24 protein-coding genes, 1 tRNA gene and 1 other RNA gene are annotated in these 24998 nt (G+C 66.5%); 15 read left to right on the top strand and 11 right to left on the bottom strand.

Translation table 11 applies throughout. The annotated features are described in order from the left end of the window. Window positions 1–146: 146 nt before the first annotated feature. Window positions 147–568: RNase P RNA component class A (rnpB, locus tag WAX14_RS17255), an RNA gene on the bottom strand. Between the two features lie 76 nt (window positions 569–644). Here rnpB and WAX14_RS17250 point away from each other — a divergent pair. Next, window positions 645–1166, top strand: a complete 522-nt coding sequence (locus WAX14_RS17250) for a DUF1697 domain-containing protein (protein WP_422629271.1) — start codon at window positions 645–647, stop codon at window positions 1164–1166. Between the two features lie 46 nt (window positions 1167–1212). Here WAX14_RS17250 and WAX14_RS17245 read toward each other — a convergent pair whose 3' ends face one another. The 3 genes from WAX14_RS17245 to WAX14_RS17235 form a co-directional block, all read right to left on the bottom strand. Continuing rightward, window positions 1213–2355 carry a bifunctional RNase H/acid phosphatase gene (locus tag WAX14_RS17245; RefSeq protein WP_422629270.1) on the bottom strand — a complete coding sequence of 381 codons (1143 nt, stop codon included), beginning with the start codon at window positions 2353–2355 and terminating at the stop codon, window positions 1213–1215. Continuing rightward, window positions 2316–3050 (bottom strand): zinc ribbon domain-containing protein, encoded by a 735-nt coding sequence (locus WAX14_RS17240; RefSeq protein WP_422629269.1) that lies wholly within the window; start codon window positions 3048–3050, stop codon window positions 2316–2318. Before WAX14_RS17240 ends, WAX14_RS17245 begins: the two co-directional genes overlap by 40 nt. A gap of 86 nt (window positions 3051–3136) precedes the next feature. Continuing rightward, window positions 3137–4270, bottom strand: coding sequence for a Nif3-like dinuclear metal center hexameric protein (locus WAX14_RS17235; RefSeq protein WP_422629268.1), 1134 nt, complete (start codon window positions 4268–4270; stop codon window positions 3137–3139). Between the two features lie 101 nt (window positions 4271–4371). Here WAX14_RS17235 and WAX14_RS17230 point away from each other — a divergent pair, with 101 nt between their 5' ends. From WAX14_RS17230 to WAX14_RS17210, 5 genes are read left to right on the top strand one after another with little or no spacing between them, the layout of a single operon-like run. Beyond that, entirely contained in the window at window positions 4372–5070 is a 699-nt protein-coding gene (locus WAX14_RS17230; RefSeq protein WP_422629267.1) for an HAD hydrolase-like protein, read from the top strand. A 43-nt stretch (window positions 5071–5113) separates the two neighbouring features. Further along, window positions 5114–5569, top strand: a complete 456-nt coding sequence (locus tag WAX14_RS17225) for a low molecular weight protein-tyrosine-phosphatase (RefSeq protein WP_422629294.1) — start codon at window positions 5114–5116, stop codon at window positions 5567–5569. Window positions 5570–5597: 28 nt separating this feature from the next. Continuing rightward, window positions 5598–6440: an SURF1 family protein gene (locus WAX14_RS17220; protein WP_422629266.1), complete on the top strand. Its 843-nt coding sequence runs from the start codon at window positions 5598–5600 to the stop codon at window positions 6438–6440. Between the two features lie 23 nt (window positions 6441–6463). Continuing rightward, complete coding sequence (locus tag WAX14_RS17215; RefSeq protein ID WP_422629293.1) at window positions 6464–6823, top strand: DUF5655 domain-containing protein; 360 nt, start codon at window positions 6464–6466, stop codon at window positions 6821–6823. A gap of 36 nt (window positions 6824–6859) precedes the next feature. After that, a complete protein-coding gene (locus WAX14_RS17210) occupies window positions 6860–7489 on the top strand; it encodes a rhomboid-like protein (RefSeq protein ID WP_422629265.1) in 630 nt (209 codons plus the stop codon). Here WAX14_RS17210 and WAX14_RS17205 read toward each other — a convergent pair. Then, complete coding sequence (locus tag WAX14_RS17205; RefSeq protein WP_422629264.1) at window positions 7486–8931, bottom strand: DHA2 family efflux MFS transporter permease subunit; 1446 nt, start codon at window positions 8929–8931, stop codon at window positions 7486–7488. The two genes, WAX14_RS17210 and WAX14_RS17205, sit on opposite strands and share 4 nt — an antisense overlap. A 179-nt stretch (window positions 8932–9110) precedes the next feature. On the opposite strand from WAX14_RS17205, the gene WAX14_RS17200 reads away from it, so the two are divergent. The 3 genes from WAX14_RS17200 (at window position 9111) to WAX14_RS17190 (ending at window position 12053) form a co-directional block, all read left to right on the top strand. Further along, on the top strand, window positions 9111–9713 hold the full coding sequence (locus tag WAX14_RS17200) for a TetR/AcrR family transcriptional regulator (protein ID WP_422629263.1): 603 nt from the start codon (window positions 9111–9113) through the stop codon (window positions 9711–9713). Window positions 9714–9830: 117 nt separating this feature from the next. Further along, on the top strand, window positions 9831–11558 hold the full coding sequence (locus tag WAX14_RS17195; protein WP_422629262.1) for a SulP family inorganic anion transporter: 1728 nt from the start codon (window positions 9831–9833) through the stop codon (window positions 11556–11558). Window positions 11559–11681: 123 nt separating this feature from the next. Further along, window positions 11682–12053: a type II toxin-antitoxin system Phd/YefM family antitoxin gene (locus WAX14_RS17190; RefSeq protein ID WP_422629261.1), complete on the top strand. Its 372-nt coding sequence runs from the start codon at window positions 11682–11684 to the stop codon at window positions 12051–12053. Window positions 12054–12201: 148 nt separating this feature from the next. On the opposite strand, the gene WAX14_RS17185 is transcribed toward WAX14_RS17190, so the two are convergent. From WAX14_RS17185 to WAX14_RS17175, 3 genes are all read right to left on the bottom strand, one after another. Beyond that, window positions 12202–12273, bottom strand: a tRNA-Val gene (locus WAX14_RS17185). A gap of 34 nt (window positions 12274–12307) precedes the next feature. Then, window positions 12308–12772 carry a peroxiredoxin gene (locus WAX14_RS17180; protein ID WP_422629260.1) on the bottom strand — a complete coding sequence of 155 codons (465 nt, stop codon included), beginning with the start codon at window positions 12770–12772 and terminating at the stop codon, window positions 12308–12310. 32 nt (window positions 12773–12804) lie between these two features. Continuing rightward, window positions 12805–13227 carry a DUF3052 domain-containing protein gene (locus tag WAX14_RS17175; protein ID WP_422629292.1) on the bottom strand — a complete coding sequence of 141 codons (423 nt, stop codon included), beginning with the start codon at window positions 13225–13227 and terminating at the stop codon, window positions 12805–12807. A gap of 354 nt (window positions 13228–13581) precedes the next feature. Here WAX14_RS17175 and aceE point away from each other — a divergent pair, with 354 nt between their 5' ends. The 6 genes from aceE to WAX14_RS17145 all read left to right on the top strand — a co-directional run bounded on the left by aceE (window position 13582) and on the right by WAX14_RS17145 (window position 22022). After that, the gene (gene aceE, locus WAX14_RS17170; protein ID WP_422629259.1) at window positions 13582–16434 is read left to right on the top strand and encodes a pyruvate dehydrogenase (acetyl-transferring), homodimeric type; all 2853 of its coding nucleotides are present in this window, start codon (window positions 13582–13584) and stop codon (window positions 16432–16434) included. Between the two features lie 114 nt (window positions 16435–16548). Next, window positions 16549–17799 carry a PucR family transcriptional regulator gene (locus tag WAX14_RS17165; protein ID WP_422629291.1) on the top strand — a complete coding sequence of 417 codons (1251 nt, stop codon included), beginning with the start codon at window positions 16549–16551 and terminating at the stop codon, window positions 17797–17799. 128 nt (window positions 17800–17927) lie between these two features. Further along, a complete protein-coding gene (locus WAX14_RS17160; protein ID WP_422629258.1) occupies window positions 17928–18845 on the top strand; it encodes an ACP S-malonyltransferase in 918 nt (305 codons plus the stop codon). A 114-nt stretch (window positions 18846–18959) separates the two neighbouring features. After that, window positions 18960–19238 carry a meromycolate extension acyl carrier protein AcpM gene (acpM, locus tag WAX14_RS17155; protein ID WP_068162700.1) on the top strand — a complete coding sequence of 93 codons (279 nt, stop codon included), beginning with the start codon at window positions 18960–18962 and terminating at the stop codon, window positions 19236–19238. A gap of 8 nt (window positions 19239–19246) precedes the next feature. Continuing rightward, window positions 19247–20488 (top strand): KasA/KasB family beta-ketoacyl-ACP synthase, encoded by a 1242-nt coding sequence (locus WAX14_RS17150; RefSeq protein ID WP_422629257.1) that lies wholly within the window; start codon window positions 19247–19249, stop codon window positions 20486–20488. A 100-nt stretch (window positions 20489–20588) separates the two neighbouring features. Then, window positions 20589–22022 (top strand): acyl-CoA carboxylase subunit beta, encoded by a 1434-nt coding sequence (locus WAX14_RS17145; RefSeq protein WP_422629256.1) that lies wholly within the window; start codon window positions 20589–20591, stop codon window positions 22020–22022. Window positions 22023–22143: 121 nt separating this feature from the next. Here the strand turns inward: WAX14_RS17145 and WAX14_RS17140 are convergent, their stop codons facing one another. The 3 genes from WAX14_RS17140 to WAX14_RS17130 form a co-directional block, all read right to left on the bottom strand. Then, window positions 22144–22650, bottom strand: a complete 507-nt coding sequence (locus WAX14_RS17140; RefSeq protein WP_422629255.1) for a DUF3145 domain-containing protein — start codon at window positions 22648–22650, stop codon at window positions 22144–22146. Window positions 22651–22754: 104 nt separating this feature from the next. Then, on the bottom strand, window positions 22755–23582 hold the full coding sequence (locus tag WAX14_RS17135; RefSeq protein WP_422629254.1) for a serine hydrolase domain-containing protein: 828 nt from the start codon (window positions 23580–23582) through the stop codon (window positions 22755–22757). A gap of 35 nt (window positions 23583–23617) precedes the next feature. After that, window positions 23618–24745 carry an NDMA-dependent alcohol dehydrogenase gene (locus tag WAX14_RS17130; protein ID WP_422629253.1) on the bottom strand — a complete coding sequence of 376 codons (1128 nt, stop codon included), beginning with the start codon at window positions 24743–24745 and terminating at the stop codon, window positions 23618–23620. Window positions 24746–24998 lie beyond the last annotated feature (253 nt).

Raw genomic sequence — 24998 nt, 5'->3', positions numbered from 1 at the left:
AGGAGAACCGCACGTGTCCTACCTGATTTTCGACAATCTGCTGCCGTACCTGGGTGCCGACGCGGCCGCGTATTGGGCCCAGTTGCTCGTCGTCGGTCCGCTCTGAGCGGATCTGTTCCGAAGTTTTTCGCGGTGCCCGCGTGGGGCGGACGAGTCGGCGTGTAAGCCGGATCCTGTCCCCCGCCAAAGCGGGGTGGCGACCATCCATCTGGGCACACCGTCGCCGGGTACCTCGAGCGGTCCACCCGCAGGCTCGGGCGAGCAGCCCTCGAGCACCTGCGCAGCCGCACCGCTGCCCCGAGGGGCGGTGGTGCGGCCTTCAACCTTGCTCCGGGCGGGGTTTACCGAGCCACCCCGGTCACCCGGGGTGCTGGTGCGCTCTTACCGCACCGTTTCACCCTGACCTGCCCTGCTGGGCAGGCGGTCTGTTTTCTGTGGCACTGTCCCGCGAGTCACCTCGGGTTGCCGTTAGCAACCGCCCTGCTCTGTGGAGTCCGGACTTTCCTCGGCTCGGAGCCTGACACCAGGTGATGTCGGTTCCCCGATCCGCGGCCGCCCGGCCAACTCGTCCGCGTCGACAACCATACTGCCTCGACTGTCGGTGGTGCGAACTGCCTGTCGGTGGTGCGAACTACGGTGCCGTCATGGTGCGATACGTGGCTCTGTTGCGAGGAATCAACGTCGGTGGCATCACCATCCGGATGGCCGATCTCAAAGACGTGTTCACCGGCCTGGGATGCGGGAGCGTGCGGACGGTGCTGGCATCCGGCAACGTCGTGTTCGACTCCGAGAACACCGACTCGGAGGCATTGAAGGCCGAGATCGAGGTGGCACTGCGCTCACGGTTCGGTTACGAAGCGTTCGTATTCGTGTTCGAGCAAGCCGGGTTCGCCGACCTTGCCGATGCCTGCCCGCTCGAGGAGAACCGGGACGGCTGGCACACCTACGTCGTGTTCGTCGCCGACCTCGCCGCGCGCGAGGAGTTGCTCGGTATCGCCGTGGACCCGCAGGTCGAGGCGATTGCGCCGGGCGACGACGTCGTCTACTGGCACGTGCTCAGAGGAGCGACCGTGCGCAGCCCGTTCGGGAAGGCGACGAGCCGCGCCCGATACAAATCCATGACGACAACGCGAAATCTGCGCACGATCCGAAAGCTGGCGGAATAACACAGTCTTCCCGCCGTCACGGACGTCATGTGCAGGGCAACGACGCTCACAGGTGCGAGGTGTCGTTCACCAACCGCACCGACGACCCACCGTCGTCGAAAAATTCGGCGATCGACAGCGACGCCAGATCCAGGTGCAGCCGGTACAGCAGCGACGGGCTGGCGTCGAGCGCGAATTGCAGCATCGTCTTGATCGGCGTGACGTGCGATACCAGCAGCACCGTCTGTCCCGGATACCGGCCGATGAGCTCGTCGCGCGCCGTGGCGGTGCGCGCGTTGACCTCGTCGAAGCTCTCCCCGTGCGGTGGCCGCACCGAAGTGTCGCCGAGCCACGCGCGGTGCAGGTCCGGATCACGCTCGGCAGCTTCCCGGAAGGTCAGACCTTCCCAGGCACCGAAATCGGTTTCGGTGAGATCGTCGTGCACCGTCACGGGTAGATCCAAGGCCCGACCGGCGGCCGCGGCGGTGCTACGAGCCCGGTCCAGTGGTGACGACACGATCGCCGCGATGCCACCGCGCTTCCCGATCCGGGCCGCGGCAGCGGCGGCCTGTGCCCGTCCGAGGTCGGTGAGCCCAGGGTTGCCTCGGCCGGAGTAACGCCGCTCGATCGACAGTGGGGTCTGTCCATGCCGCAGCAGCAGGAAGCGGGTGGGCGAGCCGATCGCGCCGGTCCAGCCGGGTGCGGTGTTCGCCGCTGCCGGTGTCGCCGTCTGCGTCACTGCCGCCTGCGCCGGGGGCACGACCGTCGAGGTAGCGGCGTCCATCGCCTCGTTGGCGAGCCGATCCGCATGCGCGTTCTGCGCGCGGGGAATCCAGGTGTACTCGACGCGGCCGAACCCGCCGGCGAGCTCGCGGGCGCGGGCCGCGAGCGGAATCATGTCCGGGTGCTTGATCTTCCAGCGCCCGGACATCTGCTCGACCACCAGTTTCGAATCCATCCGAACGTCGACGGCATCGGCGCCGAGGTCGCGGGCCGCGGTCAGGCCCGCGATCAGCCCCCGATACTCCGCGACATTGTTGGTTGCGACGCCGATGCTCTCGCTGCGTTCGGCGAGGACCGTACCGCGACCGGCGTCGAACACCACCGCGCCGTATCCGGCCGGACCCGGGTTGCCGCGTGAGCCGCCGTCGGCTTCGACGACGACCGTCGTCACCGCCCGGATTCCTTGCGGACCAGGATCGCGTTGCATTCGGGGCACCGCACGAGCACGTCGGGTGCGGCACCGGCGATCCGGGCGATCTCACCGCGGTCCAGTTCGAGGCGGCAGGCCCCGCAGCGGCGGCCCTGCAGCAGGGCCGCACCGATACCGCTGCGCTCGCGCTGCGTGTCGTAGGCGGCGATCAGTTCGGCCGGGAACACCTCGGTGAGGGTGTCCCGATCGGTGCGGCACCGGTTCTCCGCGACGTCGATATCGGCGAGTGCCTCGTCGCGTAGTCGTTCCGCAGCGTCGATCTCCTCGTCGATCTTGGAGACCTGCGCGCCGGCGTGATCGTAGTCGGACTTGGTGGCCTCACGCCGCTCCATCACCTCGAGCAGTTCGTCCTCGAGCGCGGACTGCCTACGTTCGAGGCTCCCCAGTTCGTGTTGCAGTTCGGTGAGCTGCTTCGCTCCGATCGTTCCGCCTTCGAGGAGCGCGCGGTCGCGATCGCCGCGCTGGCGGACCGCGTCGACCTCGCCCTCGAGTTTGCGAATGTCCCGGTCCAGGTCGTCGAGGACGATCTCGACGGCGACGGCGGCGTCCCGTCGACTGGTGCGCTCGTTGTCGAGGCGTTCGACTTCCTGCTGTTCGGGCAGGGTGCGACGCCGGTGCGCGAGACGGTTCAGCTCGGCGTCCACGGCGGCGAGGGAAAGAAGCTTGGACTGCACGGCGGATTCGACGTTCACGCGGGGGGTTCCTGCTTTCGAGGGCTTCGACGACGGGACTACGGAGGGGACGGTCGTAGCTGCTTACGGTACCGCGCGGAGATGTGTCACCGGGCGGCGGTCGTCCACGGGTCGGTGCGCAGCGCGCTGACGCGCGTGACCCACCCGGGTCGGTCACCCAGTGCGGTGTCGAGAACACCGCGGGCCTGCTCGCACCACGGGTGTTCACTGGCCCAGTGCGCGACGTCGACGAGTGCGGGACCACCGGTGCGCAGGTGCTCGTCGGCGGGGTGGTGCCGAAGGTCAGCGGTCACGTAGGCGTCGACCCCGAGTTTCGCGACGGTGGACAGGAACGAGTCGCCCGACCCCCCGCACACGGCCACGGTCCGGATCAGACGGTCGGGGTCGCCGGCGCCGCGCACACCCCATTCCGTGGTGGGCAGCGCATCGGCCACCGCTTCGGTGAACGCACGCAAGGTCTGCGGTGCGGGCAGTTCCCCGACCCTGCCGAGGCCACGGGAACTCGGCAGGTCGGCGAGTTCGAACACGTCGAAGGCTGGTTCTTCGTAGGGATGCGCAGTACGCAACGCGGTCAGGACTGCGGGTCGGGCATGCCTCGGGGCGATGACCTCGATGCGGTCCTCCGCGACGCGTTCGAGGTCCCCGACGGTGCCGATCGCCGGGTTCGAGCCGGTGACCGGCCGGAACTGACCGCTCCCCGACACCGTCCAGCAGCATTCCCGATAGTTTCCGATGGCTCCGGCCCCTGCCGCGAACAGGGCGGTACGCACCGTGTCGGCGGCAGCGGACGGAACCATCACCACCCACTTGTCGGTCGCGGGTTCCGGTTTCGGCTCCAGGGGGCGCAGTCCCGTCAGCCCCAATGCCTGCGCGAGCGCGTCCGAGACGCCGGGAGCGGCGCGGTCGGCGTTGGTGTGGGCGGTGAACAGGGCACAGCCGCCGCGGATCAGCTTGTGGATCAACGCACCCTTCGGGGTGTGGGCGCCGACGGTGTCGACGCCGCGCAGCAGCAGTGGATGGTGCACGACGAGCAGTTGCGCACCCCAGGCGAGGGCGTCGTCGACGACCGCGGCGGTCGCGTCGACGGCGATCAGCACCTTGCCGACCGGTTCGTCGGGGTCGCCGGCGACCCGTCCGACCGAGTCCCACGATTCCGCCAGCGACGGCGGGTATGCCGTCTCCAATACCTCGATCACCTCGCGCAACGTCACCGCCGACACGTGTCCTCCTCGCCGTCCTCTGCTGTTGTCCGCCCTCGCGTCCGACCTTACGCGGACACCTGCCTGAGGCGGCCGCCGCGGACAACAGGGACACTGTGCGGATGACTCCCCTCGTCGACATCCGCCCGCCGGTGCTGCCGTCACCGGTGGTGCTGTTCGACCTCGACGGCACCCTTACCGATTCCGCAACCGGCGTGATCAACGGTTACCGGCACGCGCTGGCGACGCTCGGCGTCGAGGTGCCCGCCGGCAATCCGGTGCGACTCCTCGGTCCTCCCATGACCGATTCACTGCGCGCACTCGGGCTCGACGAGGAGCAGGTGGCGACGGGTTTCGCGGCGTATCTCGACTACTACACCGAGACCGGGTGGGCGGAGAACGCACTGTTCGACGGCGTTGCGGAAATGCTGGATGCCGTGCGGTCGGCCGGGAGCCGGATCGCGGTCGCGACCTCGAAGAACGAGGTCATCGCAGAGCGGATCCTGGAGCATTTCGGGATCGCCGGGATGTTCGAGTTCGTCGGTGGGGCGAGCACGGACGGTCGCCGCCGCGCGAAGGCGGACGTCGTCGCGCACAGTCTGTCGGCGCTGAGCCTCGCTCCGGTCGGCGCCGCCGCCGGTGGTACCGCAGGCGTGGTGATGGTCGGCGACCGCGAGCACGACGTGCACGGCGCGGGCCGTTTCGGTGTCCCGACAGTGTTCGTCGAGTACGGCTACGGCGCAGCCGAAGAATCCGACGGTGCGCATACTGCGGTCGGTAGCGTCGCCGCACTCGAAAGGGTCCTGACCGGTGGGCAGTGACACCTCGGCGGTACGCCGGGACACCTCGCCGGTGGGCCGGGACATCCTGCACGTGACGTTCGTGTGCACCGGCAACATCTGCCGGTCGCCGATGGCCGAGAAGATCTTCGCCGATCATCTGCGACGGGAAGGCCTCGACAGTCGGGTGCGAGTGAGCAGCGCGGGCACCCACGGCTGGCACGTCGGCGCCGAGGCCGATCCGCGTACCAACGCGGTGCTGCAGCGCCACGGCTATTCGACGGGTCACCGTGCGGCGCAGCTCGGCGCCGATCATCTCGATGCCGATCTGGTGGTGGCGTTGGCGTCCGGACACGACCGCGCACTCGCGCATCTGGGCGTGCCCAGCGACCGTCGGGCACTGCTGCGCAGTTTCGATCCGGACGCCGATTCCGATTCGGTTCCGGACCCGTACTACGGTGGGCTGCCCGAGTTCGAGCTGGTGTGTGTGCAGATCGAGGCGGCGATTCCGGGTCTGCTCGCCTGGGTGCGGGAGCGGTGAGACCCGCCTCACCGTCTACCGTGGACACGTGCGACGTCTGAAGTTTCTGCTGCGCCCGAGCTGGTTGTTGCTGGCACTGGTGGTCGTCGGCTTCGCCTACGCATGCTTCACGGTGCTGGCACCGTGGCAGCTCGGGAAGAACACGAGCACCGAGGAACGCAACGATCGGATCGCCGAATCGTTGTCGCAGGATCCCGTTCCGGTCGATGATCTGCTGGGCGAAGCGACGCGGGACGACGAGTGGCGTCGTGTCACCGCAACGGGCCGCTACCTGCCGGATTCGGATGTGCTGGTGCGGTTGCGCAGCGTCAATGGCCAACCCGCATACGAGGTGCTCACCCCGTTCGTTCTCGACACCGGCCAGTCGACGGGCACCGCACAGACGGTCCTGGTCAACCGCGGTTTCGTCCGCCCCGTGCGCGGCACCGAGGTCCCGTCGATCGACGCGGCCCCCACCGAGCAGGTGACATTGGAGGGCCGTATCCGGATCTCGGAGGGCACGGTCCCCGGCAAGGAACCGTTCGAGGACGCCGGGTTCCTGCAGGTGTACTACATCGACACTCCGCAGATCGCGATAGCGACGGGTACCGACCTGGCCGGCGGCTATCTGCAACTCTCGGACGGGCAGCCCGGAGGCTTCGGCACCATCCCACTGCCGCAGCTCGATGCCGGTCCGTACCTGTCGTACGGCCTGCAGTGGCTCGCGTTCGGCATCATGGCTCCGCTGGGTCTCGGCTACGTCCTGTGGGCGGAACTGCGTGAACGGCGCAAGGCCAAGGCACGGTCCGCGGACATGCCGGAATCGGAGGCGCCACCTGCGCCGCGCACCACCGAAGAGAAACTCGCCGACCGCTACGGCAGGCCCCGGTGAGCGACACGCCCGAGGAGTATCCGATGTACGCGTCCGTCGACGACTATCTGGCCGACAAGGATCCTGCCGGAGTCGAAGGTTTCCTCCGGTTTCGGGACATGGTGCTGGCGCTCGGTTCCGATGTCGACGAGCGGGTGCGCCGATCGGATGTCGCGTGGGCCCGCGACCGCGTGTTCGCCGCGGCGTTCGTGTATTCGACGCGGCTCGAGGTGGCGATCGATCTGCAACGTCGGATTCACCATCCGCGGTTGCGGGAGGCGTTTCCGACCACGGACACGATCACCACGCACCGGCTCAGCATCGTCTCCCCCGACCAACTCGACGATCAGGTTGCGACGCTCCTGGCCGAGTCCTACAAGACCGCGGGCGCCGACACACACTGACGGACAGGACGCACTCGGGTCCGGCACAATGGTCTCGTGTCGACTCGGGCCACCCTGGCCTGGCGGTATGTTCGCAGCGCCCCGGGCACCTTCGTGTGGCTCGCGATTCTGCTGGTCACGTCCACGATTGCGCGGCACCTGCCGCCTGCCACGCTGCAGGAGGTGCTCGGCGACCGGTCGACCAATCTGTATCACCTGGCCGTAGACCCGATCCGGGTGCTGATGTCCAGTGCGTTCTGGCTCGCCGGGGGCGGTTGGGTCTGGTATTTCGTGCTCTACAACATCTTTCATGTTCCCGCCGAACGGTGGCTCGGCACCGTGCGCTGGCTGGGTGTCGTCGTACTCGCGCACGTCGGCGCGACCTACCTGAGCGAGGGACTGCTCTATCTGGCGATCCGGCACGGCGATGCCCCCACATCCGCGGTGAACACCTTGGATGTGGGGGTGAGCTATGCGCTGGCCGGTGTGGTTGCGGTGCTGGCCTACCGGATCCCGGTGCCGTGGCGGTACGCCTATGCCGGTGCCGTCCTGGTCGTGTACACGATCCCGTTGTTCGGCGGCCTGACCTTCACCGACATCGGCCACCTCACCGCGGCCCTGATCGGATTCGCCTGCTATCCACTGACGCGGCGCCGTCCCTCGGTCGCCTCGGGACCGATCATCTAGGTCCGGGCCGGCCTGCCGATGAGGAACGACACGGCGACCGCGACGAGCGACACGACCCCGCCGTACAGGAACGCGGTGTGGATGCCGGCCTGGGCGGCGTCGATATCGGTGACGCCGTCGGCGGCACGAGACGTTGCGACGACGGTCATGACGGTCACGAACAGGGCCGTACCTGCGGCACCGGCCAACTGCTGGATGGTGCTGAAGATTGCGCTTCCGTGCGAGTAGAGATCATCGGGCAACGAGCCGAGCGACGACGTCATCAACGGTGTCATGACCGAGGCGAGGCCTGCCATCAGCAGCGAATGGGTCAGGACGACCATCGGCAGCGCCGAATCGGTGTCGAGCAGCGCCAACAGCCACAACGCAGCGGCGACGACGATCGAACCGGAGATGACCAGCAGGCGAGGGCCGGTGCGGTCGTAGACGCGGCCGACGAACGGCGACAGCACACCCATGACCAGACCGCCGGGCAGCAACAACAGGCCGGTGGTGAGGGTGTCGAGACCCCGGACGTTCTGCAGGTACAACGGCAGCAGGATCAGCGCGCCGAACAGCGACATCATGCTGATGGCGAGCATGCCGAGACCGAGGCTGAATGCCGGAGTGGTGAACGGGCGCAGGTCGAGCAGTGCCCGTCCGTCTCCCTGCCTGGAGAGTTGCCGCAGCACGAACACGATCAAAGCCGCCACTCCGACGACAAGCGGAATCCACACCGGAACGCGCGATTCGTTCGCCGAGTGACCGATGCTGCTCAGTCCGTAGACGATGCCGCCGAACGCGAGCGCGGACAGCACCACCGACACCACGTCGAGCGGTGCCGCGCCGGTCGTCGTCACATTCCGGACAAGGGCTGCGCCGGCGGCGAACGCGACCAGCGAAATCGGCAGGACGATCCAGAACATCCAGCGCCAGTCGAGCATGTCGAGTACGACCCCGGAGATGGTGGGGCCGATCGCGGGGGCGACCGCGATGACGATCGAGATGATGCCCATCATGCGGCCGCGTCGGCTCGCCGGCACCACTCGCAGCACCGTCGTCATGAGCAGCGGGAGCATGATGGCCGTGCCAACGGCCTGGGTGACGCGTCCGGCCAGCAGCAACTCGAATCCGGGTGCGGCCGCCGCGAGCAGGGTGCCGAGGCTGAACACGCCCATCGAGGTGATGAACATCTGCCGCAGCGTGAAGCGCTGGAACAGATAGCCGGTGATCGGGATGACGACGGCCATCGTCAGGAGGAACCCGGTGGTGAGCCACTGGGCGGTGCTCGCGGGGATATCGAGGTCGACCATCAGTCGCGGCAGAGCGACGCTCATGATCGTCTCGTTGAGGATCATCACGAACGCCGCGACGACGAGGACTCCGATCAGCAGTTTGCTTCCGGGTGCCAGTGTTTCCTCGGCGTGGGCGTCCGGCCGGTCGTCCACCTGGGGTGTCTGCATGTCCGAGGAACCTTCTCGTCGGGGATGGAACCGCGGGAATCCGCGGCAGGTGTGACAGCATGTCTCGATGTGGAAGTGACTGTCAAATTGTTTTTCGAGTGTGATCGGCCTCGATGTGCATGTGGACCGTGGGAGGGCAAGTGAGTCGACCGAGCAGCGCAACATCACACCCACACGTCTTGGGCCTGCGCGAACGCCGACGCCAGGAGACGCTTCTCGAGATCAACCGGGCGGCACTCGACTTGTTCGAACTGCACGGCGCCTCCGCGACGACGGTCGACGAGATCGCCCGTCGAGCCGGAGTGTCCCCCAGCACCTTCTTCCGGTGTTACGCGACCAAAGAGGAATCGGTCTGCGCGCCCGACCGCGAATTCGAATCCGAGATCACCGCGTGGCTCGACTCGGTGGCACCGGAGGATGTCGACCTCGACGGCATCGAAGCACTGTACGAGCGCTCCCTGAACCGACTCCTGAACACCTCCACCGACATCAAGGATCGGCTACTGCGCACCCGCAGGCTCATCACCTCGGACGATCACCTGCGCGCGGCGGCGTTCGCAGCCGATGCGATCGCCGTGTGCCGCATCACCGAACAGGTCGCGCGGAAGATCGCGCCGGTGCGACCCCCGTCGTACGCGCGGTTGCTGGTCGAAGCCGGAGCGGTCGCGAGTCGGCTCGCCTTCGACACGTGGGTCACCCGCGTCGAAGGTGGCGACGATGCCGACCTGGTGGAGATCTATCGGGCGACCCGGCGCGAACTGCGCGAGATCGTCGCCGGCTGACCGGCCGCTGTTCGTGTCTCGGCGCGACACTCTCCCGTCCGCACTGGTCGCGCACCCCGAAAACCAGTTCGGACGATTCGACGTGTGCCGGGTCACGACCAACCACACAATGTATCGATGACGCAGCGGCGAACGGCGGCTTCCCTGCTCCGGGTGATGCCCGGGATCGAGTCCGCCGCCACCTACCACAAGAGTTGGCTCGCGAAGGACCTCGTCGCCGGAATCGTGCTGTCGACCCTGCTCGTCCCACAAGGGATGGCCTACGCCGAGTTGGCCGGGCTACCCCCGATCACCGGTTTGTACACGAGTGTCCTGTGTCTGCTCGCCTACGCGGTGTTCGGCCCGTCGCGGATACTCGTGCTCGGACCGGATTCGTCGCTCGGCCCGATGATCGCCGCGACGATCCTGCCGCTCGTCGCGGCCGGTGGCGACCCGGCACGTGCAGTCGCGCTCGCCTCGATGCTCGCGATCATGGTCGCCGTCATCATGATTCTCGCATCGGTCGCCAAGCTGGGCTTCATCGCCGACCTCATTTCCAAGCCCACCATGATCGGCTACATGAACGGCCTGGCCCTGACCATCCTGGTCGGCCAGTTGCCGAAGCTGTTCGGCTTCTCGGTGGATTCGGAGAACTTCTTCGGAGACATCATCGGATTCGCGACCGGTGTCGCCGACGGCGACGCGAACGGTGCCGCGGTCGCGGTGGGTGTCGGCGGGGTCGTGTTGATCCTTGTGATGCAGCGGTGGATCCCGAAAATCCCGGCGGTACTGGTGATGGTGGTCCTGGCGATTGCGGCGTCGTCCATGTTCGATCTCGCCGAGCGCGGTGTGTCGCTCGTGGGGGAATTACCACAGGGGTTCCCGCCGTTCACAATTCCGCACGTCGAATTCGCCGATCTGGCGTTGTTGTTCGCCGGCGCATTGGGGATCGCGCTGGTGTCGCTGACCGATACGATCTCGACCGCGTCGTCGTTCGCGGCGCGCACCGGCCAGGAGATCCGCGGCAACCAGGAGATGATCGGAATCGGCGCAGCCAACCTGGCTGCCGGCCTGTTCCAGGGATTCCCGGTGAGCACGAGCGGCTCACGGACCGCGGTCGCCGAACGATCGGGGTCGAAGACACAGCTCACGGGACTGACCGGGGCCGTACTCATTCTCGTGATGATCGTGTTGCTGCCCGGCTTGTTCCGCGATCTTCCCCAGCCCGCGCTCGCGGCCATCGTCATCACCGCGTCGCTGTCGCTCGCCGACATTCCCGGCACCATCCGCCTGTGGCATCAACGCAAGACCGAGTTCTGGCTGTCGATCGCCGCGTTCCTCGGCGTCGCCGTTCTCGGTGTCCTGCCGGGTATCGCCGTGGCAGTCCTGCTCTCGATCCTCAACATCTTCCGGCGGGCGTGGTGGCCGTATCAGACGGTGCTCCGCCGGGTGCCCGGACTCGAAGGGTTCCACGACGTGACCGTGCACCCCGATGCGCGGCACCTGGCCGGACTCGAGATCTACCGGTTCGACGCGCCATTGTTTTTCGCGAACGTCAGGACCTTCCGCGACAACGTGCGGCGCCTGGCCCACCAGGATCCGAAACCCCGGTGGATTCTGATCGCCGCCGAACCCATCACCGACGTCGACACAACGGCGGCGGACGTGTTGTTCGAACTCGATCGTGAACTCGACGCCCAAGGCACGTCGTTGGTCTTCGCCGAGGTCAAGCACCCGGTCCGGATGAAAATCGAACGCTACGGCCTGACCGAGGCGATCGAGTCGGAGCACTTCTACCGAACCGTCGAGGCTGCGGTAGCCGCCTACATCGAGCACACCGGGGTCAACTGGACCACCGACTCCTGATCCGACTGTGCATGGTTCCGCGCGGCGACGTTCAGGCACAGACCGATTGCCGTGTCCCCACCCGAAACGGACGGGTCGATGCGAGGATGCGAAGTTGGGAGTATGCGAAGGGAGTCGACGTCGGTGCCAGCGACCACAGTGAAATCCGCGCGCAAGAATCTGAAAAGCCTGGTCCGCGACGTCACCAGCGACACCGTCGCCGTCGAGATCGTCGGCGAGCAGGACAACGCGGTGCTGATCTCACTGGCCAGGTACACCGCACTGCGTGAGGCGACGTTCCTGCTGCGCTCCCCCGAACTGATGGAGAGTTTGCGGCGAGAGGCCGCCCGGTCCCTGATGCCACCCGCACCGGGCGACGACTTCGTGGACACCGTCGTCCACGACACCATCGCCGACGCGACCGCAGCGGACCGGGCGGTCGCGTCCTCCGAAAAACCCGAGCCGAAGCGCCGCACCAGGAAGAAGCGCAAGAAGAAGCGGTCCAGGCGCCGCTGACGTGCCACACACGTCGCATCCGGCGAACGGCAACTGCACGGGAAAAGACAGCCGCACGCGTCCGGAACGTGAGCGGCTGTCTTTTTGTCGGCGGATGACGCCTGCGCGGTTGGCTGGCGGGCCGACCTTGTGCCGGTGGAAGATGCGGTGGGCGCGGAGGGTTTCGAACCCCCGACCGCTGGTGTGTAAAACCAGAGCTCTACCACTGAGCTACACGCCCCGATCTCCGGCGGAAAATTTCCGCCGGAGTCGACTCAGGACTCTAGCGCGGCGAGCGCTCTGGCCCAAGCGCCCTGGTCACGAGGCTCTCCGGGCTGGTTTTCCTCGGCAAAACGCACGATTCCCGTCTTGTCGATGACGAACGTGCCGCGGTTCGCGAAACCGAGCTTGTCGTTGAACACGCCGTACGCCTGCGCGACCTCACCATGCGGCCAGAAGTCGGCCAGCAGCGGGAACGTGTACCCCTGCTCGGCAGACCAGATCTTGTGGGTCGGCGATGCCCCGACCGAGATCGCGAGGATCGCGGTGTCGTCGTTCTCGAAGGTGGGCAGGTCGTCACGCACCGCGCACAGCTCGCCCTGGCACACACCGGTGAATGCGAGCGGGTAGAACACCAGCAGCACGTTCTTGTCACCGCGAAAACTTGCCAGTGACAGTTCCTGATTGTTCTGGTCCTTCAGGGTGAAATCGGGCGCCACGGCGCCCACCTCGATAGCCATCGCGTGGTTGGGTCCTTCGCTGGTGGTGAAGCTCAGCGCTTCGGGCGGGTGACCTTCGGCTGCACCAGCCGACTGCCCGTCCAGTCGCCGAGGTTGGCGGCGGACGTCTGGGTGAGACCGGCGGTGGTCGCCGATTCCGCGATCTCGCTGGGCTCCACGTGGTCGGAGCGGCCCGTCTTGGGGGTCAGAACCCACACGACGCCTTCGTCCGACAGGGGGCTGATCACGTCCATCAGTGCGTCGACGAGATCACCGTCGCTGTCGCGCCACCACAGGAGCACGACGTCGACAACATCGTCGGAATCCTCGTCGAGCAATTCGGAACCGGTGGCCTCCTCGATGGCGACGCGGATCTCGTCGTCCACGTCGTCGTCCCATCCGAGTTCCTGCACCACGTGGTCGTGGGTGATACCGAGCTTCTGAACGTAGTTCTTGGCGTCCGCCGCGGCGACCACGGTGGTTCCCTCCTTCGGGTTCGACGGCACCCGGTTTTCCGGCTGCCCATATGACGACGATCGAATCGACTTGTCAAAGCGAACATCGTCACGCCGCTCAACGCAAGCCGAATCGCGATGAAAGACGTGAGTTTCTTTGTCGACGCTACTCCAATCGGGCTGTCTGTCCGATTCGGGCGGTTCTCGGCTGTTGTCCGCCGCGGGACAACCGGGCACCGGCCGCTGCCACGCGGGCACGAATGGGGGAAGATGAGGAGTGCATCATGTTCAGATGTCGATGAGTCGGCTCCCACAAGAGCCGATCAACGGAGCGGGCGCCACACCTGCGCGCCCCACCACGATGAGGAGCAGACGTTGACTGACCTGATCCACGGACCCCAATCCCGAGATGGCGCCGACACTCCGGGCGCCGCGGGTACGGGGCCCTCGACTTCGACGGCACCGGCCACCGACAGCCGCGTTCGCGTCATTCGCGAGGGTGTGGCCTCATACCTGCCGGACATCGATCCGGCCGAGACCACCGAGTGGCTCGAATCGTTCGACGGAATGCTCGACGCAGCAGGCCCGTCTCGCGCGCGTTACCTGATGCTACGGATGCTCGAACGCGCCGGCGAGCGGCACGTGTCGATTCCCGCGTTGACCTCCACCGACTACGTCAACACGATCCCCACCGAGAGCGAACCGTGGTTCCCCGGCGACGAAGAGGTCGAGCGCCGATTCCGCGCCTACATCCGATGGAACGCGGCGATCATGGTGACCCGTGCGCAGCGACCGGGCATCGGCGTCGGCGGGCACATCTCGACGTACGCGTCGTCCGCGGCGCTCTACGAGGTCGGGTTCAACCACTTCTTCCACGGCAAGGACCATCCGGGCGGCGGCGACCAGATTTTCATCCAGGGCCACGCCTCCCCCGGAATCTACGCGCGCGCGTTCCTCGAGGGCCGCATCTCCACCGACCGCATGGACGGATTCCGCCAGGAGCACAGTCACGCGTCGCTCGGTGGTGGCCTGCCGTCGTACCCCCACCCGCGGTTGTTCCCGGAGTTCTGGGAGTTCCCGACGGTGTCGATGGGTCTGGGCCCGATGAACGCGATCTACCAGGCGCGGTTCAATCACTATCTGCACGATCGCGGTATCAAGGACACCTCACAGCAGCATGTGTGGGCGTTCCTCGGCGACGGCGAGATGGACGAACCGGAGTCCCGCGGTCTGGCGCATGTCGCCGCGACCGAGGGCCTGGACAACTTGACCTTCGTCGTCAACTGCAACCTGCAGCGACTCGACGGCCCGGTGCGCGGCAACGGCAAGATCATCCAGGAACTGGAGTCGTTCTTCCGGGGCGCCGGATGGAATGTCATCAAGGTCGTGTGGGGCCGCGAGTGGGACGCGCTGCTGCAGGCCGACAAGGACGGCGCCTTGGTCAATCTGATGAATGTCACCCCGGACGGTGACTACCAGACGTACAAGGCCAACGACGGCGCGTTCGTCCGCGAGCACTTCTTCGGACGCGATCCGCGCACGAAGGAGCTCGTCAAGGACCTGACGGACCAGGAGATCTGGAATCTCAAGCGCGGTGGCCACGACTACCGCAAGATCTTCGCCGCCTACAAGATGGCCATGGAACACAAGGGCCAACCGACGGTGATCCTGGCGCACACCATCAAGGGCTACACCCTCGGTAAGCATTTCGAGGCCCGCAATGCGACGCATCAGATGAAGAAGCTGACGCTCGAGGACCTGAAGTACTTCCGGGACCTGCAGCGCATCCCGATCTCGGACGCAGAACTCGAAGCGAATCCGAAGATGCCTCCGTACTATCACCCCGGTTTCGAATCCCCCGAGATCCAGTACATGCTCGATCGTCGCCGCCAACTGGGCGGATTCCTGCCCGAGCGCCGCACCTCCGTGGCGCCCCTGGCCCTGCCGGACGAGAAGACCTACGACGTCGTGCGCAAGGGCTCGGGCAAGCAGCAGGTCGCCACGACCATGGCACTGGTGCGTGTGCTCAAGGAACTGCTGCGCGACAAGGAGATCGGCAAGCGCATCGTGCCGATCATCCCCGACGAGGCCCGCACGTTCGGCATGGACTCGTGGTTCCCGTCGTTGAAGATCTACAACCGGAACGGTCAGCTCTACACCTCGGTCGACGCCGATCTCATGCTCGCCTACAAGGAGAGCCAGGTCGGTCAGATCCTGCACGAAGGCATCAACGAAGCCGGATCCACGGCATCGTTCACCGCGGTGGGCACGTCCTATGCCACGCACGGGGAACCGATGATCCCGGTGTACATCTTCTATTCGATGTTCGGGTTCCAGCGCACCGGCGACGGCCTGTGGGCGGCCGCCGACCAGATGGCGCGCGGGTTCGTGCTCGGGGCGACCGCCGGCCGGACCACACTGACCGGTGAGGGCTTGCAGCACGCCGACGGCCATTCGCTGCTGCTCGCGTCCACCAATCCGGCGGCGGTCACCTACGATCCGGCGTTCTCCTACGAGGTCGCGCACATCGTCCGCGACGGTCTGCGCCGCATGTACGGCGGAACCCCGGGGGTGGAAGGCTTCGGCGGCGAAGACATCTACTACTACATCACGCTCTACAACGAGCCGTATGTGCAGCCGGCCGAGCCCGAGAACCTCGACGTCGACGGATTGCTCCAGGGCATGTATCTGTACCGGCCGGGGGCGGACTCCGGACCGAAGGCGCAGGTCTTGGCGTCCGGTGTCCTCCTGCCGGAGGCGTTGCGCGCACAGCAGATGCTCGCCGACGAATGGGGTGTCTCCGCGGACGTGTGGTCGGTGACATCGTGGGGTGAACTGCGCCGCGACGGCATCGAGTGCGATCGACGCGCCCTGCTCGATCCCGGCACGGACGCGCCGGTCCCGTACGTGGCGCGAGTGCTGTCGGATGCGGCGGGTCCGTTCGTCGCGGTGTCCGACTGGATGCGTGCCGTCCCCGACCAGATCCGCCAGTGGGTGCCCGGCGACTACACGGTGCTCGGCGCCGACGGATTCGGGTTCTCCGACACCCGCCCCGCCGCGCGGCGCGTGTTCAACATCGATGCCGAATCAACGGTCGTCGCAGTGCTCGCCGCATTGGGCCGCGAAGGTGCGGTCGATCGGGCGCGGGCCGTCGAGGCCGCCGCGAAGTACCGGATCGGCGATGTCACCGCCGCACCCGAGCAAACATCGGATCCGGGTGTCGCCTGAACCGGGACCCGTACTGCATCGCACGCACGGGCACGGGCGTACTTTCGTCACATGGTCGAGGACTCTGCGTCGTCGCGGTTGACACGCGCATCGGGCGCCCCAGCGGGGCGTCCGATGCCACCCGCGCGCCCGGAGCGCGCCCAGTTACCCGACGCACTGCTGCGTCGGGTCAAGCAGTACTCGGGCCGCCTGTCCACCGAGGCTGTGCATGTGATGCAGGAGCAGTTGCCGTTCTTCTCCGATCTCGACGCCTCGCAGCGCGCAACGGTGCAACTGGTCATCCAGTCGTCGGTCGTCGAATTCATCGAGTGGGTACGCGACCCGGAGATCGCCATCCGATTCAGCACCGACGCCTACCAGTTGATCCCGCAGGACCTGGCGCGGCGACTGACCTTGCGGCAGACCGTCGACATGGTGCGTGCTGCGATGGGGTTCTTCGAACAGTGGTTGCCTGCGCTGGCACGGAACGAACAACAGCTGGTGGCGTTGACCGAGGCGATCCTGCGGTACGGGCGGGAGTTGGGTTTCGCGGCGGCGTCGGTGTACGCCAGCGCGGCCGAGTCGCGCGGCGCGTGGGATACGAGGCTCGAGGCGCTCGTCGTCGATGCCGTGGTGCGCGGTGACACCGGTGCGGACATGCAGTCCCGCGCGGCGACGCTGAACTGGGATGCGACGGCGCCGGCGACGGTGCTCGTGGGAACTCCCCCGCCGGACGAGAACGTCTCGGTGGTCACCACCGTGCACACCATCGCTCAACAGCACGGGCGTGCGGCACTGGCGGTTGTGCAAGGTGAGCGGCTCGTGATGGTGGTAAGCGGGATCCTGCACGGCGCCCCGGACGCGGTGGCGTTCCGCGACGAGTTGATGCGCGCATTCTCGGACGGTGCGGTCGTGATCGGTCCGACCACGCCGTCGCTCGGGTCCGCGCATGTGTCGGCGGTCGAGGCGATGGCCGCGATGGGTGCGGTCGCCGGGTGGCCCGGTGCTCCGCGGCCGGTGCATGCCGCGGAGTTGCTGCCCGAGCGCGCACTGCTGGGGGACGCGGCAGCGATCGCTGCACTCGAGGACGACATCGTGGATCCGCTGGCGTCGGCCGGTCCGGCGCTGTCCAACACGCTCGATGCCTATCTGGACAGCGGGGGCGCTGTCGAGACCTGCGCCCGCAAGCTGTTTGTTCATCCAAATACCGTCCGGTACCGCTTGAAGCGCATCACAGAAGTGACGGGGCGGGACCCCACAAATCCCCGTGATGCTTACGTTCTCCGAATCGCTGCGACAGTGGGTCGCTTGGCTCGAAGTCATAACAAACTCCGAACTTCCTCCTCATCCGTCACACGGTTCACAATTCGCGATTCGGACACGTAACACAGACTGCAGACGGATCGATAGCGACGATCGACTTGGGCTTTTGTAGGAACCCTCCAAATCCGTGCGCAAGACTTCATGCCCGACGACATCTCGGGGAGGTGCCCGCAGGGTGTTCCCTGATCATCGTGATTTCGCTGCTTGCCCCCGGTCAGGGGTCCCAGACACCCGGCATGCTCGCTCCCTGGTTGGAGCAGCCCGGCGCCCGCGATCGCGTCCAGGTCTGGTCGAAGACCTCCGGACTCGACCTCGAGCGCCTCGGCACCACCGCGACCGCAGAGGAAATCACCGACACGGCGGTCACGCAACCCTTGGTCGTCGCCACGGCACTGCTCGCCTACGAGGAACTCGACGCCCGCGGCCTGATCCCGGCCGAGATGATCGTCGCGGGGCACTCGGTCGGCGAACTCGCCGCAGCGGCGATCGCCGGTGTCATCTCCGCCGATGACGCCGTCGCCCTCGCGGCGATCCGAGGCGCGGAAATGGCGAAAGCCTGCGCGCTCGAACCGACCGGCATGTCCGCGGTCCTCGGTGGGGCCGAGGACGCGGTCCTCGCCCGACTCGCCGAACTCGACCTGACCCCGGCCAACGTGAACGCGGCCGGACAGATCGTCGCCGCCGGGCGAATCTCAGCCCTCGAGGAACTTGCCGCGAATCCACCGGAGAAGGCGCGCATCCGGCAACTGCCGGTCGCGGGCGCCTTCCACACCCGATTCATGGCTCCCGCGCAGGAGGCGGTCGCCGACGCCGCGGCAAAGATCACGCCCAGTGAACCGACTCGCACCCTGCTGTCCAACTTCGACGGCGCACCGGTTGCGTCCGGGGAGGACGCGCTCTCCAAACTGGCCGCACAGGTCACCCGGCCTGTGCGGTGGGATCTGTGCACCGCGCACCTGCGCACCGCCCAGGTCTCGGCCGTTGTCGAACTCCCCCCGGCGGGCACCTTGGTGGGTATCGCCAAGCGCGAGATGCGCGGCACCCCCACTGTGGCGCTCAAATCCGCCGAAGAGTTCGCCGCACTGGCCGAATTGCCCGGACTCGGTTAAGTTGCTGCCCGCACCACGCAGCAACATCTGTACGCCCGATCCGGGCAGCAAGGTCCGGCCGGATACCCGGCCGGATATCGGAAACCCACTGAAATACACGAAGGGAGCCACGACGTGGCCACCAGCCAGGAAGAAATCATCGCCGGTCTCGCGGAGATCATCGAAGAGGTCACCGGTATTGAGCCCTCCGAGGTGACCATCGAGAAGTCCTTCGTCGACGATCTCGACATCGACTCCCTCTCCATGGTCGAGATCGCCGTCCAGACCGAGGACAAGTACGGCGTCAAGGTTCCGGACGAGGACCTCGCGAACCTCCGCACCGTCGGGGACATCGTCGCCTACATCCAGAAGCTCGAGGCCGAGGGCGTTCAGATCTCGAACGACAACGAGTGAGCCCGACCGTGACTTCCGCCTCTCCTACGTTGCGTAACGTCGTCGTCACCAGCCTTGCGGCCACGACGTCGATCGCCGGTGATGTGGACGCCACGTGGAAGGGACTTCTCGCCGGAGAAAGCGGCATCAGCGCACTCACCGGCGGATTCGTCGAAGAGTTCGACCTTCAGGTCCGCATCGGCGGAACCCTGAAGGTCAGCCCGGACGAAGGGCTCTCCCGCGTCGAGATCCGCCGTATGAGCTTCGTCGAGAGGCTCGCCTTGACCCTCGCGCGGACGGCATGGAAGGACGCCGGCAGCCCGGAGGTCGATCACGAGCGGCTCGGTGTCGTCATCGGTACCGGTATCGGCGGTGGGGAATCCCTCATCGACGCGGTGGACAAGCTGCGCGAAGGCGGGTACCGCAAGGTGTCACCGTTCGCCGTGCAGATGGTCATGCCGAACGGGCCTGCCGCAACGGTCGGTCTCGAACTCGGTGCTCGTGCCGGGGTCATCACGCCCGTGTCGGCGTGCTCGTCCGGGTCCGAAGCGATCGCCCACGCCTTCCGGATGATCGCGCTCGGCGATGCCGACATCATCGTCACCGGCGGTGTCGAAGGTCGCCTCGACGCGGTGGCCACCGCCAGCTTCGCGATGATGCGCGCGCTGAGCACCCGCAACGACGACCCGAAGGGCGCCTCCCGCCCCTTCGACTCCGGTCGTGACGGTTTCGTCTTCGGTGAGGCAGGCGCGTTGCTCGTCCTCGAATCCGAGGAACACGCCAAGGCGCGAGGCGCAACGATCCATGCCCGTCTCCTCGGTGCCGGCATCACCTCGGACGGGTATCACATCGTGGCCCCCGATCCCGAAGGCACGGGCGCTGCCCGCGCGATGACCCGGGCAATCGAGACCGCCGGACTCACCAAGTCCGACATCGCGCATGTCAACGCGCACGCAACCGCCACCCCCATCGGCGATACCGCCGAAGCAAAGGCGATCGGCGCGGCCGTGGGCAACCACGCCGCGATCTACGCACCGAAGTCGGCGCTCGGACATTCGATCGGCGCGGTGGGTGCACTCGAGGCAGCACTGACGGTCCTCAGTCTGCGGGACGGAGCAATTCCGCCCACACTCAATCTCGAGAATCAGGATCCAGAAATCGATCTCGACGTGGTCAAGGGCGAACCCCGCTACGGCAATTTCGATTTCGCGCTGAACAACTCGTTCGGATTCGGTGGGCACAACGTGGCACTTGCGTTCGGCCGGGCCTGACCCGTCCAACGCCCCGCTCGACGATCGTGGTGGAGGTTCCGTCGTCCTCTTCGGCACCTCCGCCACGATCACCCACCACCGTCCTTCCCGAGGAGCATCGATGACCATCTTGGATCCCGCCGACACTCGGAACACCGCCGTGGACCCCCGCGACCCGCTGACGAGACTCGAGAACCTGTTCGACGCAGGCAGCGCCGAGTCCCTTCACCCCCGCGACAAGTCCGGTGTCCTCGCTGCAATCGGCTACATCGACGGAATCCGCACCGTCGCGTATTGTTCCGACGCCACCGTCATGGGCGGCGCGATGGGCGTCGAAGGTTGTCGGCACATCGTCACCGCGATCGACACCGCGATCGACCACGACCTGCCCATCGTCGGACTCTGGCACTCCGGTGGCGCCCGCCTCGCCGAGGGCGTCGAGGCCTTGCATGCCGTCGGTCTCGTGTTCGAAGCGATGGTCCGTGCGTCCGGCCGGGTCCCCCAGATTTCGGTCGTTCTCGGATTCGCCGCCGGCGGTGCCGCATACGGCCCCGCCCTCACCGACGTCGTCATCATGGCGCCGGAGGCTCGCGTGTTCGTGACCGGACCCGATGTGGTGCGCAGCGTCACCGGCGAACAGGTCGACATGGAGTCGCTCGGCGGTCCGGACACCCACACCAAGAAGTCCGGCGTCGCACACATCGCCGCCGACGACGAAGAGGACGCCTTGCACCGCGCACGGCGCCTGGTGTCGATGATCGCCGAGCAGGGCGAGTTCGACACAGGCGTCGCTGCCCGCGGCGACACCGATCTGCGTGCCATGCTGCCGGAATCGCCGCGACGCGCCTACGATGTGCGCCCGATCGTCCACGAACTGCTCGACAACGTCGAAGGCGAGTCGAGTTTTGAAGAACTGCAAGGCAACTGGGCCCGAAGCATCGTCACCGGCTTCGGCCGGCTCGGCGGTCGCACGGTCGGTGTCATCGCCAACAATCCGCTGCGGCTCGGCGGCTGCCTCAACTCGGAAAGCGCTGAGAAGGCTGCGCGCTTCGTGCGCATGTGCAATGCGTTCGGTGTGCCCCTCGTCGTTCTCGTCGACGTCCCCGGTTACCTGCCCGGAGTCGGCCAGGAATGGGAGGGTGTCGTGCGCCGCGGAGCGAAGTTGCTACACGCGTTCGCCGAGGCCCGTGTTCCCCGCGTGACGCTGGTGACCCGCAAGATCTACGGAGGCGCCTACATCGCGATGAACTCCCGTGCGCTCGGCGCGACCGCCGTGTTCGCGTGGCCGGAAGCCGAGGTCGCCGTGATGGGCGCCAAGGCCGCCGTCGGAATCCTGCACAAGCGCGCTCTCGCCGCTGCCTCCGACGAGGAACGCGACGCCCTGCACGACCGTCTCGCCGCCGAACACGAAGCGATCGCCGGTGGTGTCGGCCGGGCGATGTCGATCGGCGTCGTGGACGAACTCATCGACCCGGCCAAGACCCGCAGTACGCTGACCGCGGCACTGGCCGGTGCGGCACCTGCACGCGGACAGCACACGAACATTCCCCTATAGTCCGGGGCACCGCGGACGGGGACACCGGTATCGACGCAACGCAACGATGCCCTTCCGGATCGACGAGATCGGCAAGGGCATCGTTACGAGCGTTCATCGAGTCCTGTTGCGGTGCAACATATCAGCCGACATTGCGGTGCAGCCAGGTGACTTCGGCGCCGTCGCCGCCGCTGCGGTAGGGCTCGAGCACCTCGTCCCATGCGGTTCCGAGTGCCCGGTGCAGTTCGGCAGCGAGGTTGCCCGACACGAGGAGTGCACGCAGTCGACCCTCGCCGATCGTCACGTCGCCGTTCGCCGAAGTGTTGCCCCGCCACAGTCCGAGTCCGGGTGCGTAGCTGTAGCGTTCGCCGTCGACGCCGTCGCTGGGATCTTCGGTGACTTCGAAACGGAGCATTTGCCATACGCGAAGTGCGTCGACGATCCGCGCGGCGGTCCCCACGGGTCCGGTCCAGCTGACGGTGGTGCGCAGAAGACCGGGATCTGCGGGTTGCCCGATCCATTTCAGGTCGGGTCGACTGTCGAGGGTGGCAGCCAGCGCCCACTCGATATGAGGACACACAGCAGCGGGCGACGAGTGGACGTACACCACCCCCGTTGTCGCATCCGCGAACTGGTTCGACGCGCGCATACCCACCTCCGTGTTCGACGAGGACGTCTTCCCCAACGAACGTCGTCCACGGTGGCCGCACCCGGCGACACTCGACATAGTCTGCCCTTGTGACCGGTGTTTCGCTAGCGAACCGATGAGGTTTCTGTGATCTCACCCAAAACAGCGTCGGATAATTGTGGCCACAGTGGCTTGGCCCAGTCCCCGAAGGTGCGGTTCGTCAGCACGATGCACGCGACTCCCGGCTCCGGGTCGACCCAGAGGAAGGTGCCGGACTGACCGAAGTGACCGAAGGTACGCGGCGAATTGATCGAGCCGGTCCAGTGCGGGTTCTTGTGACCGCGGACTTCGAATCCCAGACCCCAGTCGTTGGGCTTGTGCGTGCCGTAGCCGGGGACGAGACCATCGAGTCCGGGGAACTGGATAGAGGTCGCCGCAGCGAGGGTCTCCGGCGAGATCAGGGTCGGGGCGAGCAGTTCCGCGGCGAACCACGTCAGATCGGTGACCGACGAGTGCCCACCGTGCCCGGCTGGTCCCGGCAGCGTCGATTCACGCATACCCAGAGGCGCGAACACCGCTTCGGCCAGATAGTCGGGAAACGCTATTCCGGTTTCGGCGGCGATCAGATCGGCGAGGACCTCGAAGCCCGCGCTCGAGTAGATGCGTTTGCGCCCTGGCTCGGCCTGGACCTTCCGCTCCGCGAACGCGAGGCCCGACGCGTGGGCGAGCAGGTGCCGGACCGTCGATCCGGGTGGTCCCGCCGGCTGGTCGAGTTCGATCGCGCCTTCCTCGACAGCGACGAGAACCGCGTAGGCGACGAGCGGCTTGGTGACCGACGCCAACGGATAGACCGCGGCGGTGTCACCGATGGCGCCGACCACACCGTCGCGCGTCACGACTGCGGCGGCGGCGTGGTCGACGGGCCATGAGGAGATCAGTTCCAGACTGCGCACCGGTCCAGATTACGAGACCGGGGCGAGTCCGGTCGTCACCAGTCGGCTTCGGTGAAGCGGATCACGCCACGGATGTTCTTTCCGTCGAGCATGTCCTGGTAGCCGTCGTTGATCTGTTCGAGGCTGTAGGTGCGGGTGACCATGTCCGTGAGGTTGAGCCGACCGTCTGTGTAGAGATCCAGCAGGTTGGGGATGTCCACGCGGGCGTTGCAGCCGCCGAAGATGTTGCCCTTGAGGGTCTTCTGGAGCATCGCGAACGTGAAGTTGTTCATCTTCACGTCCATGTCCGACATGAAGCCCATCGCGGTGACGACGCACGTGCCGTTCTTGGCCGTGATGGTCAACGCCGGATCGACGTACTCGCCGCGCATCTCGCCGACCGTGATGATCGTCTTCTGGCACATCTTGCCCCAGGTGATCTCCATGATCGGGACGATGGCTTCTTCGAGCGATGCGAAGGTGTGCGTGGCACCGAACTTCACGGCCTGCTCACGCTTCCACGGCACCGGGTCGATCGCGAAGACGTGCCGCGCACCGGATGCGACGGCGCCCTGCAACGCGCTCATGCCGACGCCACCGACACCGACGATCGCGACCGAGTCGCCCGCCTTGACATCGGCGACGTGCGTGGCCGATCCCCAGCCGGTCGGGACACCGCAGCCGACGAGGGCTGCGAGCTCGAACGGGATGTCCTTCCGAATCTTGACGACCTGGGTCTGATTGACGGTCATGTACGGCGCGAACGTGCCGAGCAATACCATCGGGATGACGTTCTGGCCACGGGCCTGGATGCGATGGGTACCGTCCGAGATGGCCTGCCCGCCGAGCAGGCCTGCGCCGAGGTCGCACAGGTTCGAGTTTCCGGTCGCGCAGGACGGACACTTGCCGCACGCGGGGATGAACGACAGGACGACGTGGTCGCCGACCTCGAGATCGGTGACTCCTTCGCCGAGCTTGGTGATGACGCCCGAACCTTCGTGTCCGCCCATCGCCGGGAAGGAAACCATGGGCGTCGCACCGGTGACGATGTGATGGTCGGAGTGGCACATACCGGCCGCTTCCATGCGGATCTGCACTTCGCCCGCGACGGGGTCACCGAGTTCGATCTCCTCGACCGACCACTTCTCGTTGATTCCCCACAGCAGCGCACCCTTGGTCTTCATGCCACATCACCCTCCATCGCATTCGTACATTCGAACGTGACGATAGCCACGATCCACAAAAATTGAAACTGGTTCTATAGCCCCGCTTCGGCAAGCCCTCTGACCTGGACCTGCACGCAATCGGAGGTCCCGATAGGCGGAATGCGGCACGTCACCCAACCTGCACACGCAGTGTGAATATTCTCCTCTCATTGATGAGAATGTAATTTCCGTCTACCGTAAGCGTCATGCAGATCGCCCGCGGCGGACGCGT

Origin of the sequence: Rhodococcus sp. (in: high G+C Gram-positive bacteria), from assembly GCF_049299235.1 — a bacterium.
Lineage (GTDB): Bacteria > Actinomycetota > Actinomycetes > Mycobacteriales > Mycobacteriaceae > Rhodococcus.
Note: the sequence above shows the minus strand (reverse complement) of the source record. Positions and strands in the feature narration are given on the sequence as shown.

Coding starts and splice junctions, on each gene's coding strand:
- WAX14_RS17215 (WP_422629293.1), top strand. CDS start 6,464: ATGTACGCGTCCGTCGACGACTATCTGGCCGACAAGGATCCTGCCGGA.
- WAX14_RS17245 (WP_422629270.1), bottom strand. CDS start 2,355: ATGCAACGCGATCCTGGTCCGCAAGGAATCCGGGCGGTGACGACGGTC.
- WAX14_RS17180 (WP_422629260.1), bottom strand. CDS start 12,772: ATGGCTATCGAGGTGGGCGCCGTGGCGCCCGATTTCACCCTGAAGGAC.
- WAX14_RS17195 (WP_422629262.1), top strand. CDS start 9,831: ATGACGCAGCGGCGAACGGCGGCTTCCCTGCTCCGGGTGATGCCCGGG.
- WAX14_RS17250 (WP_422629271.1), top strand. CDS start 645: ATGGTGCGATACGTGGCTCTGTTGCGAGGAATCAACGTCGGTGGCATC.
- WAX14_RS17205 (WP_422629264.1), bottom strand. CDS start 8,931: ATGCAGACACCCCAGGTGGACGACCGGCCGGACGCCCACGCCGAGGAA.
- WAX14_RS17145 (WP_422629256.1), top strand. CDS start 20,589: ATGACCATCTTGGATCCCGCCGACACTCGGAACACCGCCGTGGACCCC.
- WAX14_RS17130 (WP_422629253.1), bottom strand. CDS start 24,745: ATGAAGACCAAGGGTGCGCTGCTGTGGGGAATCAACGAGAAGTGGTCG.
- WAX14_RS17165 (WP_422629291.1), top strand. CDS start 16,549: ATGCCACCCGCGCGCCCGGAGCGCGCCCAGTTACCCGACGCACTGCTG.
- WAX14_RS17230 (WP_422629267.1), top strand. CDS start 4,372: ATGACTCCCCTCGTCGACATCCGCCCGCCGGTGCTGCCGTCACCGGTG.
- WAX14_RS17140 (WP_422629255.1), bottom strand. CDS start 22,650: ATGCGCGCGTCGAACCAGTTCGCGGATGCGACAACGGGGGTGGTGTAC.